12 protein-coding genes are annotated in these 15387 nt (G+C 69.2%); 10 read left to right on the top strand and 2 right to left on the bottom strand.

Going from position 1 to position 15387, the window contains the following annotated elements:
- Positions 1 to 356: 356 nt before the first annotated feature.
- A complete protein-coding gene (locus tag ACZ3H8_RS34045) occupies positions 357 to 965 on the bottom strand; it encodes a TetR/AcrR family transcriptional regulator (protein WP_467408328.1) in 609 nt (202 codons plus the stop codon).
- 133 nt (positions 966 to 1098) lie between these two features.
- Between ACZ3H8_RS34045 and ACZ3H8_RS34040 the strand changes: the two genes are divergently transcribed.
- A complete protein-coding gene (locus tag ACZ3H8_RS34040; RefSeq protein ID WP_467408325.1) occupies positions 1099 to 3930 on the top strand; it encodes a helix-turn-helix transcriptional regulator in 2832 nt (943 codons plus the stop codon).
- 385 nt (positions 3931 to 4315) lie between these two features.
- Here the strand turns inward: ACZ3H8_RS34040 and ACZ3H8_RS34035 are convergent, their stop codons facing one another.
- The gene (locus tag ACZ3H8_RS34035; protein WP_467408323.1) at positions 4316 to 4780 is read right to left on the bottom strand and encodes a GNAT family N-acetyltransferase; all 465 of its coding nucleotides are present in this window, start codon (positions 4778 to 4780) and stop codon (positions 4316 to 4318) included.
- 152 nt (positions 4781 to 4932) lie between these two features.
- Here ACZ3H8_RS34035 and ACZ3H8_RS34030 point away from each other — a divergent pair, with 152 nt between their 5' ends.
- From ACZ3H8_RS34030 to ACZ3H8_RS33990, 9 genes are all read left to right on the top strand, one after another.
- A complete protein-coding gene (locus ACZ3H8_RS34030) occupies positions 4933 to 5715 on the top strand; it encodes an SCO2525 family SAM-dependent methyltransferase (RefSeq protein ID WP_467408321.1) in 783 nt (260 codons plus the stop codon).
- 43 nt (positions 5716 to 5758) lie between these two features.
- On the top strand, positions 5759 to 7600 hold the full coding sequence (locus ACZ3H8_RS34025; RefSeq protein WP_467408319.1) for an SCO2524 family protein: 1842 nt from the start codon (positions 5759 to 5761) through the stop codon (positions 7598 to 7600).
- A gap of 3 nt (positions 7601 to 7603) precedes the next feature.
- Complete coding sequence (locus tag ACZ3H8_RS34020; RefSeq protein ID WP_467408317.1) at positions 7604 to 8515, top strand: SCO2523 family variant P-loop protein; 912 nt, start codon at positions 7604 to 7606, stop codon at positions 8513 to 8515.
- The gene (locus ACZ3H8_RS34015; protein ID WP_467408316.1) at positions 8512 to 9465 is read left to right on the top strand and encodes an SCO2522 family protein; all 954 of its coding nucleotides are present in this window, start codon (positions 8512 to 8514) and stop codon (positions 9463 to 9465) included. Before ACZ3H8_RS34020 ends, ACZ3H8_RS34015 begins: the two co-directional genes overlap by 4 nt.
- Before the next feature lies 1 nt (position 9466).
- Positions 9467 to 10435, top strand: a complete 969-nt coding sequence (locus tag ACZ3H8_RS34010) for an SCO2521 family protein (protein WP_467408315.1) — start codon at positions 9467 to 9469, stop codon at positions 10433 to 10435.
- A gap of 39 nt (positions 10436 to 10474) precedes the next feature.
- Positions 10475 to 11482 carry a DUF6879 family protein gene (locus ACZ3H8_RS34005; protein ID WP_467408313.1) on the top strand — a complete coding sequence of 336 codons (1008 nt, stop codon included), beginning with the start codon at positions 10475 to 10477 and terminating at the stop codon, positions 11480 to 11482.
- 953 nt (positions 11483 to 12435) lie between these two features.
- Positions 12436 to 12687, top strand: a complete 252-nt coding sequence (locus tag ACZ3H8_RS34000) for a BBE domain-containing protein (RefSeq protein WP_467408311.1) — start codon at positions 12436 to 12438, stop codon at positions 12685 to 12687.
- Between the two features lie 429 nt (positions 12688 to 13116).
- Complete coding sequence (locus tag ACZ3H8_RS33995) at positions 13117 to 13632, top strand: GNAT family N-acetyltransferase (RefSeq protein ID WP_467408308.1); 516 nt, start codon at positions 13117 to 13119, stop codon at positions 13630 to 13632.
- A 483-nt stretch (positions 13633 to 14115) separates the two neighbouring features.
- Positions 14116 to 15132 (top strand): metallophosphoesterase, encoded by a 1017-nt coding sequence (locus tag ACZ3H8_RS33990; RefSeq protein WP_467408307.1) that lies wholly within the window; start codon positions 14116 to 14118, stop codon positions 15130 to 15132.
- Positions 15133 to 15387 lie beyond the last annotated feature (255 nt).

The raw sequence follows: 15387 nt of genomic DNA, 5'->3' as shown, positions 1-15387 counted from the left end.
GTGCGGGATTCCTGGGCTGCCGAACCGATTTTCTCTCGATCGCATTCCAAAGAGGCGATCAGCTTTGCCGAAAGGAGAAATACCGGCCCAGGAATCGGGCGTCCGGTTCACGTGTGTACGGCCTTGCCGAGGCTCACCGGTAGAGTGACGTGCGCCTTTTGCGGTGTCAACACAGGCGGGACGCAGGTAAAATCAGGTGACGCACTCGTGATGCACTGACCAGCATTCTTCCTGCATTTTTGGCCGCACTGAGCGGGGCAAGACCGGTGACTTCACTGATTCGTGGCCGTATCCCGCCGGTGATTGAGGTCGCCCTCACCGATCACCGCGGCGCCGCGGAAGGCCTCTCCCCAGGTTCATTCGGCAGCGCCCAGCCCGGCGAACAGAACGTGCATCAGCGAGGTCCAGGCACCATGGTCCGGGCTGTCCGCCTTTATTGCGGCGAGTACGTCCACTCCCAGGGACACGCACAACACAAGGCGGGCGCAGGCCGCTGCATCGATCAGCGGGCCGAACGTGCCGTTCCGCTGGGCGAGTTCAACCAGGTCCCTCAACTCGCTCTCCACCCGACTCAACGCGGCGTGGACCCTGCGGGCGACCTCGGCGTCCCGCCTGGCGGCTGTGAGCGCTTCGCTGACCAGCGGCGCCCAGGTCTGCTGACGTGGATCGGAGAGATCCGTGACGATCAGCGCGAGGACATCGGCGGGTCCGGCACCGCTGCTCAGGGCCTGGGCGAGCTTGTGCGATGCCGCCGCCAGGCCGTAGTCGACCGCCTCGGCGAGAAGTTCGGCCTTGTTGCGGAAGTTGCCGTAGATCGCCCCGGTGGAGAGGCCGGCTCGGCGGGCTATGTCCTGCACCCTCGCGCGGTCGTAGCCCTGCTCACCGAACTCCTGGACAGCAGCCTCGACCAGGCGTTCACGGATCACCGGCCTGGACGGCCTCGCGAAAGAATCAGGCTCTGCCACGCGCCCAGCCTAGCCGCGTCATGCGGCCGGTCCCCTCGGGTCACGGCGGTCTCCCGCCGCTCGCTCTCCGCCTCGGCCACGGTGCGGGCCCAGGGTCCTCTCTTGCACTCCCGGCCGCGAATAATCATTATTCTTGACCCAGGGTCAGTCCATCCAGGAGGCGTACGTCATGACGTACGGCACCGAGCACACCATGGTCGGCAGACGGGCCGAACGCCGGCAACTCGTCGCGTGGATCGAGGCCTGCCGCAGTGCGAGGAAGGGTGGTGCACTGCTGCTGACGGGGGATCAGGGCCTCGGCAAGACCATGCTGATCCGGCACGCTACGCACCTCGCGCAGGGGTTCCACACCGTCCGCGCTGACGGAGTACAGGCGGAGCAGAACCTGGACTACGCAGCGGTACAGCGAATGGTCCGCCCCTTGGCCGTCGGCATACGCCGCCTCCCGCCACACTTGGCCGAGTTGCTGGAGAGGGTACTTCTCGGCCTCGTGCCGCCGCCCCGGGAACGGTCGCTGATCTCCGTAGCGGTGCTGGCTCTGCTGTCGCGGAGCTCCGTCAGGCGACCGGTGCTGGTCACCGTCGATGACCTGCAATGGGTCGACGCCGAGTCACAGCACGTCCTCGGTCTTGTGGCCCGTCGGATCAGCACCGAACGGGTCCTGGTCCTGGCTGGTGCAGACGGTGAGGAACCCATGCTGATGCCGGGTGTGCCGGTACTGCATCTGACGGGCATGAGCGACCGCGACTGCCTGCGGTTGATCGCACAGCACCACCCGTCAGCGGTGGCGCCCGCCGTATGCGAGGTACTCGTCCATGCCGCCAACGGCAATCCACTGGTCCTTCTCGAGCTCCTGCGGACGCTGAACCCCGGTCAGCTGGCGGAGCTGCCACGGCTGCCTGATCCACTCCCGCTGGGGCCGCGACTGACCCAACTCAGGCTCGCGCCGTTGGGCAAGCTCTCCGACGACTGCCGCCGGCTGCTCACACTGCTGGCCACGGAACCGCGCCTGGATCCCCTGACGCTGTACCGAGTGGCCCAACTGGCGGCGATCGACCCCGCGGCCTTGAAGAGCGCCGAGGTGGCGGGACTCATCACTGTGTCGAGGACGACCCTGTCCTTTCGCGACGCCGCCCTCGCCCGGGCCATCCGCCAGAGTCTGGATCTGACCGAACGGCACTGGGCGCACGAACTCCTGGCGCATGCGTTCGCCGCCGGTCACGACGACCGTCGCGGCTGGCACGAGGCCGCCCTGTCCACGGAAGCGGACGCAGGACTGGCCGACGAGCTGGAGCGCCAGGCTGCCCGGGCGCGTCGGCACGGCGAACCGTGCCACGCTGCTGTACTGATGGAACGCTCGGCGGAGCTGACCGGTGAGGACGGTCCGCGGGCCGGCCGCCTCGTCGCCGCTGCCACTTGCAGCAGCATGGCCGGGCGTCTGCGGCGTGCCGCCCGGTTGCTGGAGCAAGCGGAGATGCTGGCCGGTACGCAACACCCGTCCCTGCAAGGGGACATCGCTCTTCTGCAGGGCGTGCTCTCGCTCCACCAGGGCACACCGGACGACGCCTACGACGCACTGCTGACCGCCGCGGACGTACTGGCGGACGGCAACACCCGTCTCGCGGCCAAGGCACTGGCCGCGGCAGGAGAGGCCGGCCTCTACGCGGGGAGCGAGGACTTGCCGGTACGGGCGGCCCGGCGGGCGCGGGCGCTGCTCGGTGGATCCGAGGTCCCGGACGAGCCCGACGCCCGGCTCGCCGCCCACTGCCTCCTCGGAGTCGCCGAGTCGTTACGGGGGCTGCCGACCGCCGGCATCCGGTTACGCAAGAGCGTCGCAGATGCCGCGCAGGCGGAGGACCCGCTTCTGCTCGCCTGGGCGGCCCATGGAGCACTGTTCACCGCCGACGACGCCCACGCCCGTTCACTGGCAGCACGTGCGGTGGCACTGGCGCGCAGGGCAGGTGACATCCCAACGGTTGCGCACGCCATGCAGTACCTCGCCTACTCCGAGTGCTGGCTGAGCGGACCGGACTCTGCGCGGCTCATCGCGACCGAGGCGCTGCGGCTGGCCCGCGGAACAGGCCAGGTCACCTGTGTACGCAACCTGATGGGGATGCTGATGCTCGCCGCCGGGCTCGCCGGTGACACCGAGACCTGCGAGCGGTACGCGGACCGGGTGGTCGGCGAGGCGACGGAACACGGAAACGGGCTCGCCTGCGCCCTCGGTCTGTGGGGCCTGGCGCATGTAGATCTCGCCTCGGGACGCTGGGAGGAGGCGGCTGCGAAGCTGCGTCGGATCACCCGCATGAAGCCGGGGCACCCTGGTGTCGCGCTCCAGGCGGTGCCCGCCTATGTGGAGGCCACCGTCCGCGCCGGGCTCCGGCCCCGGGCGGAACGGGCCACCGCAGCGTTCGCGCGGTGGGCGGAGGGGGTCGGCCGTGGCTGGCCGACCGCGCTGGTGGCCCAGTGCCGGGCGGTCCTGGCAAGCGGAGACCCCGAGGAGTACTTCCGGCTCGCTCTACGCCTGCATGCGCCCGGTGACCGTGAACTGGAGCTGGCGCGCACCGCCCTCCTCTACGGCGAGTACCTCAAGCGCGAACGCCGGCGGGCGGAGTCCCGTGTCCAGCTCCGGGAGGCCGCGGAGATCTTCCGCAGGCATCGGGCCCGGCTGTGGCTCGACCGGGTCTGTGCGGAGTTGCGCGCCAGCGGCGGCAACGCGACTGCCGAAGCCGAGGACAGTACCCACGCGGCTCACCCGGCAGGGACGGAGAGCCTGACCGCCCGTCAACGCGAGATCATCCGGCTGGTCGCGACGGGCGCGACCAACAAGGAAGTGGCAGCGCGGCTCTGCCTGAGCCCGCGCACGGTCGACTACCACCTTCGCCGTGTCTTCCAGCAGTTGCACATCACGTCGCGCGCCGAACTCATCCGGTGGTTCGGCGCCGAGTCCGTCCGGAGCCGGTGACTCAGCTCGGCCCGCCGGACACTTCCGGAGCGAGCAGGGTTGCATCGGAAAAGCCGTTCGCCGCGGCAAGGTATGCCGCGTACGCCTCGCGCTGATGCTGCCTTCGCACAGCACCGACGGGGCCGTGCATGGCACCTCTTGCGCGCGCTCCGCACTGTAGGCGGCTGCGGCGGCCATGACGGTGGCAGGGGTCGCTATGAGGGCGGCGGTGACAGACGGGTCCATGGACCGTCATGCTGCGGGACGCCTTCGCCATCTGGACGAACCGGTCGGGGCGGCACCCGTGTTGCAGTGGTCACCCCGGACGCCCCGCACCGCCCCGACGAACCGGATTCGGTCCGGCACAGGGTGCCGGCGGGCAGGGGCCCGGCCCATCCGGTCGTGATCAGAGGGAGAGGATCATGAGCAGCCGGTCCTCATCCGGTCCGAAGTAGTCCCTGCGCCGGCCTTCGGCGGCGGGGGTGAAAGCCAGTGACCTGTAGAGATCGATGGCCGGTTGATAGTCCGGATCCACGGTGAGTCGCACCTCGCGCACGCCTTCGCACCGCAACCGGTGGAGGATCTCCACGAGCAGTCGGCGGCCCATCCCCTTCCCGCGCAGGTGCGGGGAGACGCCGAGGCCCAGAATCCAACTGCGCGTGTTGCGGGGCGCCGAGGCGAGGACATACCCGTGGAGGGACACGCCGTCGTCCAGGACGAGCAGATGGTCTCCGTACATGTCGAAGAACTGGCGCAGCACGAAGAGAGGGTACGGGGTGTTCTCGAAGACCTCGTTGTCGAGCTGGTGGATCTCCGGCAGATCCTCCTCGCAGGAAGGACGTATCACCAGGGGCGGGCGGAGAGCTGACATTCGACCAGAATTGCTCGTTCGGGCAGGGCAGTTCAAGTCCCGGGATGAAGAGCCTGCGGCCGGTTGCTGCCATGCGCCCCCCATGCATCCGTCGTGGTACAGAGGCAGGTGAGAGTGGGCCCGCGGGAGGGACCCCGTTGATACCTTGGGGCATGCATCTGGGATCACCGGGAAGCCCGTCGCAGTTGAACGCGGACGCACCCTGGGACGCATTCGACCCACTGGCCTACGTCAGTCGCAACTACAGAAGTGTGCACCCGGCCGACGCGGAGATCATTTCGCTCGTCCGCACCCATTTCAGTGATCACTTCCGCAGGAATCCGGACCGCCCGGTCCGGGGGATCGACGTCGGGGCCGGAGCCAATCTCTACCCGGCCTTCGCGATGCTGCCCTGGTGCGACCAGATCACGCTGCTCGATCGTTCGGTGCCCAATACGCGCTATCTCCGGAAACAGCAGCTCTCCTACGACCGCAGCTGGGACGCGTTCTGGGAGATGCTGTGCCATGACGAGGCGTACGCCAAGCTCCTGGGCGACCCGCGGGAGCGGTTCGCCCAGGTCACCCGGGTCGAGCAGGGAAACCTCTTCGACCTGGACGACAGGCCGGAACACTGGTCGCTCGGAACCATGTTCTTCGTCGCGGAATCCCTTTCGACGTCCCACGACCAGTTCCAGCAGGCCACGGGATGCTTCATGCGTTCCCTCACACCCGGTGCGCCTTTCGCGGCCGCGTTCATGGAGCATTCCGAGGGATACGAAGTCGGCGAGACGCACTTTCCCGCATGTGACGTCAGCGAATTGGAGATCCACGCGTCCATCGAGGACCATGCCGAAGGGCTCATGATCTTCCGAGTCGGCCAGCCCGGCCAGCTGGTGCGCCCAGGCTATACGTCCATGATCGTGGCTTGCGGATTCCGCGGCAGGGGTAATTCTTAAGGGTTCTTCGACAGGGCAACGCGATCTGTGAGAGGGCACCGGGATGCGGATCAAGCCACGTCAGCACCTGCTGGACATCTGGCAGGCGATCGCCCGCCATTCCTTCGACGACGGTGCCTGGTCGTGGGGGGAATGGGGCGGGCTCAGCAGTGTCGCGGACGCCGAGCGCCTGCTCTGTCTCATGTACCCGGCCACCGAGATCCCGGGATTCCGCCTCGACAACCCGGACACCACGGAGCACGACGTGCAGCGGGCCCTCGCGAGGGTCGGCGGACGCACCGAGATCCCCGCGCGGCTCGTGGCCGCCGTCCACGAGTTCATGGGCGTGCACACGGGCAAGGACAAGGAACCCACGTTCGCGGGAGGCTCCTCCTTCACCGTTCAGGACAGCGGCCGCAGCCTCACCCGAGAGCAGCGGGAACTCGGAGTGGTCGACTCCTACTCGATGTCGGTCACCCTGTGCCTCGCGACCCTCGGCTTCCTCAGGACGTACCAGAACATGACGTACCGCGCGGACGTCCGGGCGCGGATCGAGGAACTCAGGGAGGCCAGCAGCATCCGGCTCACCGCCGCCATGATCAGCCTGCTGCGCTCGTTCACCGTCAACGTCTTCGACGCCGAGTCCCCCCGGGGCCGTACGCTCTGCGAACTCCTCGGCCAGGGACGGCTGCCCGCGCGGCTCGTCCAGGAGAGGTTCCGGCGGCGCCTCGGGGCGCTGCGTGCCACCATCCGCGAGAGCCTCTTCCTCGGTGTCGACGTCGAGGAGGACCTGGGCGATCCGGGGCGGCTCTTCGAATGCGGCTGGGCCTGGGGCCTGGTGAGGGACGCGCCCGAGGTGGACACGTCCGAACAGGTCGGGCCGCAGCCGCACGGGGTCGCCGACCCCCTGCCGTACCTCTACTTCACCGTCGTCGCCCTGGACGGCATCCAGGACCTGTTCTCCGACCGCACCCTCACCCTCGGACTGCTCAACCCCGAACAGCAGCGGCTCGCCGAGGCGTTACGCCTGCGCTGGGAGATCACCCAGCAGTACTGGTCCGGCATCGCACGGTTCGACGCCGAGCGCTGGCCGCTGGAGGACATCCCCTGGCGTGTCACCGGACAGCGCCTGGAGTCCGAGTACTTCTCGCTCTCCGTCGCCTCGATCCTCGTCCACGACCTGCAACGCCGCCGTGCCACCGACGACGACCTCACCCGCACCGTCGACGTGATGGTGCGTCTGGCCGAGCGCGGCCGGATCACCAGCCGGATGACCCGCGACGACCCGGCCACCGGCCTCCACCACCCGGGTGTAGCCCTGCCCCTGCTGGGCAGCGAGGCCCTGGGGCCGCCGATGCGGTGGACCATGACCGACTTCTCCGCCCAGCTGCTCAAGCGGACCATCCAGCTGTGCACCCTGTCCCGGAACATCGCCGCGCACGGCCGCCTGCTGCGCCTCGCGGAGGAGATCTCCGACCATCTGTGGGCCCGGCGCATCCAGCAGGGGGAGGGCGCGGGCCTGTGGGACGCCGTCCGTTCCGTCTATCCGGACCTCCCGGACAGGAGCGGCGAACCGGTGTCCTGGAGCATCACCGAGCGCGTCACCGAATGCATGGTCGCCGCGCGCCGGTTGTACGAGCAGCCGCCGATTCCCAGTGCCGGACTCACCTCCCTGGCCCAGGCGTTGCTCGGGGAGTCGACCCATCTGCTGGGCCTCGAACAGCTCCACTACACCCCGGCCGTCGACGGTGAGCAGGCGCGAGCGCTGAGGCGCGTCGAGGACCAGCTGCTGCGCGCCCGCACGATCGTGAAGGAACGGCCGGGCACCGCCTGCGCCCTGGCACTGTCGGTGCTCGGCGACCTCGACGTTCTGGTCCGTGCCCGGTCCAACGCTGAGAGGGAGTGACCCGTGCTCGTCTTCGCCGCCTCCGACAAGGGAGGCACCGGCCGCTCGGTCACCGGAGGGAACCTCGCCTACCAGCGGGCGCTCGAGGGTGACGACGTGTGCTACGTCGACTTCGACTTCGGCTCGCCCACGGCCACCACCGTGTTCGACGTGCTGCCCCGCGGCGTCGAACACGACGGTCTGCACTCCTACCTGGAGGGGGAGATCAGCGACCCCTCCCGCCTCGATATCTGGCGGGAGACCCAGCATCCGGTACTCCGCCACAAACCCAACGGCGCCGGCCGGCTCGTCCTGCTGCCGGGGGACGTCAACGGCGGCGAGTTCGCCGTGGACGACGAGCAACTGCACCGCTGCGTCGACCTGTTGCTCCGCCTCAACAACGAGTTCGACCTCGTCCTCGTGGACCTGAGCGCCGGACGCAGCTACGCGGTGGACATGGTGCTGGCGGCCACCGCCCGGCCCGAGATGCGGGAGGTCACGGCACGCTGGCTGGTCTTCCACCGCTGGACCCGGCAGCACGTGGTCGCGGTCGCCGGACTCGTCTTCGGCCCGAACGGCATCCTGGACGCGGGCGTGGCCCGCGGGCACGACGGCGACGCGCTGCGGGAGGCCATCCGCTTCGTACGGGCCGCGGTGCCCGACCCCGAATCCCCCCTGTGGGCCCATGTGTCGCCGGCCCAGTCCGCCTGGATGCAGCGCGTCGACACCGACCTGCGGCGACTCGCCTCCGCCCACGGCATCGGTGACACCAGGGTGCTCGGCACGGTGCCGCTGGAGCCGGTCCTCCAGTGGCGCGAGCAGCTCATCACCGACGCGGACGTGCTCGACAGCCACATCGCCAACAAGGAGACCTGGGACGCGCTGGCCGAGCTCGCCCGCAGGCTCACCGACGACTCCTTGTGGGGGCAGCCGTGACGGACGCCGTCTTCCAGGAGACCACCGCGCAGTCCCGCACCCAGTCCATCCCGCTCGCCCATCTCTCCCTGGAACTGGGCCACTTGTATATGGAGGACTTCGAGGAGGGGCCCGAACGGCTGCGCCGGCACTTCGCGCAGCTACGGCCCTGGGCGGACGCCGCCCGCGCCACCGCCCGCACCGGCGGCCGCCGCCCGCGGATCAGCACCTGCTTCCTGATCGACGACTACTTCACCCGCTTCTCCTCCCCGGCCGAACTCGTGCCGACGCTCCTCGCGGAGGCGGACCGGGCGGGGCTGACCATCGACTACCTGGCCAGGGAGTCCGGCTGCGCCGTCGCGGACGAGATCCCGCTCGCACAGGCCGTCGCCGGCCGGCTGGTCGAGTCCCCGCCGGCCGGCAGCAACGGCCGGCGCCCGCCCGTCAGCAGCACCGGCTGGCTCGCCAACGGCGAACGGACGCCCGGCCGCTCCCCGCAGGCGATGCAGGCGGCCACCGCCTGGCAGCCGCCGCACGAGACGGCGGCCCGCCGCCACAATGTCTACGCGGACGTCGAACTGTGGGACGACACCGACGGAGTCCGCACCTGGTCCTGCCCCTTCCTCGCGGCGGTCTGGCAGCTGGCCCGCCTCGGCCTCCTGCGCCACGAAGGGATGCCGGTCCTCACCCCGCGCCCCCAAATCGCCCCGGAGTTCCCGGCCGAGTGGGACGAACTGCCGCCCCTGGTACGGCTCAACGACTCCGCGGCCCCCTTCAGCGCGTACCGCACCTGCTCCCTGCTGCCCGCCCGGTTCCTGCCGGTCGAGCACGCGGTGCGCGTCATCCTCGACCAGACCGACGTGGACGCCGAGGCGCTCGGGCAGGTCGCCGAGCGCTCGGCCGCCGAAGGCACCCCGGTGCCCGACGCCATCGCCGACCGTGTCTCGTACATCTTCCGGGCGGAGCTCTGACATGGCGACCCGAAGCGACACCACGCGCCCCGCGCTGATCTGCGGCGAGGTGCGCACCTGCCTCCTGCCGTCCTTCCAGGCGCTGGACCGCCTGTCCGCCGCCCACTTCCTGAAGCTGCGCGCCGACGAACGCGTCCTGGTCTCCGAACGCCCGAACGCCTACACCCGCTCATCCGACACGCTCACGGGGGTCGACTGCCGGCTGCCCGCGGCCAACGGTGCCAATGTGCGCGCGATCGGTACGGTGGTCACCCGCGCGGCGCTCACCGAGGGCCGAGTCCTCCAGTCCAGCGCCTCCTTCCGGGCCCCGGCCCGGGGCCCCGACCTGCGGCAGCCGTGGGGTCACTACCTGGTACGGCCAGGAGTGCTGGAGCCGGTCGGCAAGCTGCCCGAACAGGCCGTCGCGCAAGGGATCCTGACGGGTGGCAGGCGAGCGGATCTGGACCTCGGAGGGATCGCCGAGAACCTGCTCGCCAGGCTCCTGCGCCACCCCCTGCTCGATCAGAAGACCCCCTTCAAGTCCCGCCGTACCAGGCTGCGTTGGGTCGCGCTGCGGCCCCCGGACGGAGAGGACGCCTCGATCGTCCGGCTCACGCTCGCCGAGGAGGGCGACCGCTTCCTGGAACTGCGCGTTCCGCAGACTGTGGAGCCTTCCGCCGTCGTCGGCCTGTGCGAGGACCTCGCCCTCCACGACTGGCTGCTGACGACCGTCGTACGGATGCTGGACAGCAGTCGGCTCGGATCCGCGACGGGGCAGGCCGCCGTGGTGGCGCTGCGCCCCGCCGTCGACCATCTGCTCCATCTGTGGCTGCCGGGGGCACGGGTGGACCGCAGGCTGGCCGGGATCTGGGACGTACTCGAACAGGAACCGGGATTCAGCCGGCAGTGGCGGATCCTGGTCCAACGAATCCGGGACCAACTGGCCCTCCAGTCAATCCCGTTGCTGCGCGAGGCGCTGACCTCGAGCTGACCGCGCGGCCCACGAAGAATCCGGCGGGGAGAGGCAGGAATGGACGGAGAGCCGGGAATACCGGGTCCGACGGCGGGCGGTCTGCGCATCTCGCCGGTCGTGCTGAAGACCCTGGTCACCATCGTCGTGGCCACCATCGCATACGTGATCACCAACTTGATCAACCAATCCCAGGACGAACTGTGGAAACTTGCCGTGTCCATCGTCATCGGCGGTGCGGCGCTGATCGTCCAATACATGGTCGACTTCGAGCAGCGCCTGGCCTCGGTGGAGACCGGTCACCACGAGCACCGGCGTGACCTGCGGCAGGACCTGGCCACGCAGCACCGGGAGGTGACCGACCTGGTCGACCGGGGCTTCCAGCGCGTCGGCGAGGTGACCGGGCTCTTCAATGGGCTGGACCGGTCGGGGATGGACGCCGGGGACGTGACGCGGCTGGTCAGGAGCGCCACTCAGGTGGGATCACAGGGCCCCGAGATCGTGCAGGCGTTCGCGCGGGCCGAGATCGAGCGCCTCGCGTCGGTCATGACGGAGCTGACCTCGAAGACCGCCGACTGGGCGGGCGAGAACAACGACTGGCTGATCGCCCTCACCCGGTGCGCCCGCAGCACCATCGACGCTACCAGCAGCTTCGTGGACCTCGCCTTCTGGAAGACCGAGCCCGCGAAGCACTACCTGCGGGTACAGCGCGCCGCGATCGAGCGCGGGGTGAGAGTGCGGCGCCTGTTCATCGTGAAGGATCCCGTAGAACTCAACGCCGACCTGGACGTCATCTGCGACACCCAGAGGCGGGTCGGCATCGACGTCCGTGTGGTGGTCCTGTCCGAGCTTCCGTCCAGCATCGTGGTCGGCGAGACAACCGACGTCGTCATCTTCGACGGAGAGTTGAACTTCGAGATCATCACGGACCTCCAGTACGTCAACCCCAGGACCAGGCTGGACGCGCGCGAGCGGTACGTCAACGACCGGATGGTCCGGTTCGACGAGCTCTGGAACACCGGCCTGAACAGCTCGGCGAGCCTGGGAACACCGGCCGGCGAGCCCTAGTGCTGGATTCCTCAAACGGTGTACACATATCGACCTCGTAGAGGGCGAGTTGGTGGTGCGGGTCTACCCCATACCCAGGGCCGTGCGGGGGTGTTGTGCTGGGCTGTTGCGAGACGGCTGCCCTGGGCGACTTCTGGTGGCCCGGGAAAGGACTGTCGGGCAAGGGCCTGCCGTTCGGCGGCGGGTCCGTGATGAGCGTGCTCTACCAACATGTCCAGGAGCCCGCGCCCGCGCCGTCCGCCGTCAACCCGGCGGTGCCCGCGGCGGTGGACGCGGTGGTCGCGCGGGCGCTGAGCAAGGACCCGGAGCAGCGGCATCCGAGTGCGCGGGGGGTGCTCCGGGCGAGAACGGGGTGCTGCGGATCGCCCGTCCGGCGCGAGGCCGCGACCGGACCCCCGTTCCGGTCGCGGCCTCGCTGGTGTGGTGGCCGGTGTGTATGACTTTGGTCCGGCGTGCTGGATTGCCACTTCAGGCTGGACTACCGGCATGGCTGCGTCGACTCGTTTCGGTTTGGCCCGAAGGAAGGCCACGCAAAGGCCCAGAACCTGGCCCGCACTCACCTGGCTTCAGGCCCCGTCCGCTGCTTGAGCTCGACATCGGGATCCGGCTGCTGCAGGAGAGATCACACCCCATGCACTTCGGTGCCTGGCGGCAACGTGCGGTGGTGTGGGCTGGCTGGTCCGCCGTCATGGCCTGACCAGCGACAATCTGGTCGCAGCCGATGCCGTCACCGCAGATGGCCGACTGGTGCACGCCAGTGCGGACGAGAACCCCCCTCGCCGAAGCACGGCAGGTGATCACAAGGTGGCGCTGTCGAGGCGCTGACGCGCCTGCACCTCACCACTCCGACGCCCGCCAGCGAACTGCACCTGCACCAGCTCGGCGGCGCCTACGGTCGCGTCCCCGCGGACGGGACCGCCTTCAGCAAGCGTGACGCGAGCGTCCTGTGCAACGTGATCGCGCGCTCCACCGAACCGACGGGGTTCGACGGGCACACCGCCTGGGCACGCGAGACACGGGAAGAGATAGCCCGCCACGGCGACGGTGCGATGTACGTCAACTTCACCGGTGACGCGGCTGAGGACAAGGTACGTGCCTCGTATCCGGAGGCAGTCCACGACCGGCTCGTGCAGGTGAAGGACAAGTACGACCCCACCAATCTGTTCCGGCTCAATCAGAACATCCGGTCGTCCCTGGCGAGGTGACTCCCGCCGCACGGGAGACAAGGGCCGGGCGGACCACTTCAGCCGCTGTTCGGCCACCCGCAGGAAGGTCGCGGCGTCCCACCGCCGCGAGTGCGCCGCGGCCATTCTGCAGTTGAGCCAGCGAAGCAGTCGACCGAACAGCCGTAGTCGCCGGTGGCTTCCATGACCGGACAACGCGAAGAACCGCGCGGCCGAGCGGCAGAAGAAGCGGCCTGCCCACCGGACGCGGCTGGGTCCGCTCAAGCCGGTGATCGGCCACTCCACCCCGTTCCGTGACCAGGCATGCGCATAACGTGATCGATATGGCCTGAACCCTCCTTGAGCCGACCGGGGCAGCGGCAAAAGACTGCTCCTGCGCCAGAGACGGACACGCGCCCCGCAGGGGCTCCGCCCACATCAGTCCTGCTCGCAATCTGAGGAGACGGCCAAATGCCCGACGCCGGGCCTCGAGGGACCGCACACCCGATCACGCTGACAGACGGCACTGACACCCGGACCCGGGAGCTGACCGACGCTGACCTCGGCCCCATCCAGGCGCTGCACCGCCGTTGCTCGCCGGGCAGCCGCGCCCTGCGCTATCACGCGGGCAAACCCGAGCTGTCTCGGGCCGGATGGAAGATGCTGTCCGACCCGGAGCGCGGCACCACCTTGGTCACCACCACCGCCCAGCACACGGACCGCATCATCGCCATGACCAACGTCATGCGCACCGATCAGCAAGGGGTCGGCGAACTCGCCGTGCTGATCGAGGACGCCTGGCAGTCCAAGGGCCTGGGCACCGCGCTGGCCTCGCACGCGGCCGATGTGGCCCGCCGGGCCGGCCACCACACCCTGACCGCGTCGGTAGCCGCGGTCAACGTACCAATGCTCCACGTCCTGGAGAGTCTGGATGCGCCGCGCACCCGCACGACAGGGCCCGTCCTCGACATCCACATACCGCTGTAGCAGACCCCGGGCACCGGTTCGAACCAGCCTCCACCCAGGCAGCCTCGGTGGCCGACTCGGCAACAATTCGCCCTACCCGAGGACCTGGGCTGAGCTCCGACTCCGGCTCCCGCCCGCCCGCCTCTGGACACGCCTCCAGGGTGGGATGCCCTAACCGAGGCCGAGCGGGCGCCCGCGCTCTCAACAGCGACGGATACCAGTCGGACTTCACACCGGAGAGCCTGCTGGACATCGAGCAATTCATGGACGAGCACAGGGATCACGGAGTGGCGGTGGCTGACGGGCTCCTCGCAGCAGAGCTGGGTCCACGGCTGCTCGCACTCGGCACCTACGTCGGCGAAATCGTCCGGCGCGCACGCCGAGCGGCGCCGGACGCGCGACGGTGTCCCTCGGACGTTGTTCACCCATCGCTCTCCTGGTCCGGGCCGCCAGTTCACGCCATGCCGGGACATTGGAAGGCCGTAGACCACAGGAGGATGTGCGATGAGACCGTGGCGCCGTGCCGCATCGGCGGCAATTGCCTTGAGTGCGTTGGCCCTGGCTCTTTCGGCCGAGCCTGCGTCCGCCGGCCCCGAGGACCAGCCCTTCACCTTCGCGGTGATCGGTGACATTCCGTACGGCGATGCCCAGGTCACCGAGTTCCCGAAGGTCGTCGCTCAGATCAACGCCGACCCAAACGTTCGGCTCGTCGCACACCTCGGTGACATCAAGAGCGGCTCGTCGGTCTGCAGTGACGAGTACGTCCAGCTCATCAGGTCGGAGTTCGACAAATTCAAGGATCCGTTGGTCTACACCCCCGGCGACAACGAGTGGACCGACTGCCACCGGCCGAGCGCCGGTCCGTACAACCCGCTGGAGCGACTGGCCGCGATCCGGAGGGTGTTCTTCCCTCGACCCGGCTGGACACTCGGTCAGGACAGCGTCCGCGTGGCCTCGGGGGCCGGCACGGGCTACCCCGAGAACGTGACGTACAGGCGAGCCGGCGTAGCGTTCGCCGCCGTGCACATCGTGGGCAGCAACAACGGCATGGCGCCGTGGACCGGCAACACCGCACCCACCCCGGAGCAGGCCGCAGAGGTCAAGGGACGTACTGCCGCGGCCGTGCAGTCGATCCATGACACCTTCGACAAGGCCCGCCGCAACCACAACAAGGCGGTCGCCCTGCTCACTCAGGCCGACATGTTCGACCCGACGGTCACGGATCCCGCGTTCGCCGACTACGACGCCTTCCAGCCGATCGTCCGTACGATCGCCGAGGAGTCGGCCAGGTTCAGTGGACCGGTATACCTGTTCAACGGCGACAGCCACGCCTACAACAGCGACAAGCCGCTGGACACCGGCTCCAAGTGGCTCTCCTTCTACGGCATCAGGACCGCAGCCCCGAACCTCTCCCGCGTCACCGTCGACGGGTCGGGCAACGGCACCAACTACCTGAAGGTGACCGTCCACCCAGGAAGCGAGCAGGTCCTGACCTGGACTCGGGTGCCGTTCGCATTCTGAGGGGTTCTGCCGCAGCCCGGCACGTACGCAGCCGACCGGTCCAAGCCCGCCGGGGGCGAACAGCTGAGCCGCGTCGGCTCGCCGCACTGGCCCACAATCTCCGCGGGCGGGTCCCTGAGAAATGCGAGCGGTGAGCGCTCAGCCAGCCGCTGCCGCATGAGTGACCACCCCGACGACGGCTCTCCGGCCTCCGAGCGGACCGGCCCGCGCCGTCGGCCCGTGCGGATGGACGTCCTTGGGCGTGCGCTTCGGTGG

The organism is Streptomyces sp. NPDC002868, assembly GCF_055563295.1.
Note: the sequence above shows the minus strand (reverse complement) of the source record. Positions and strands in the feature narration are given on the sequence as shown.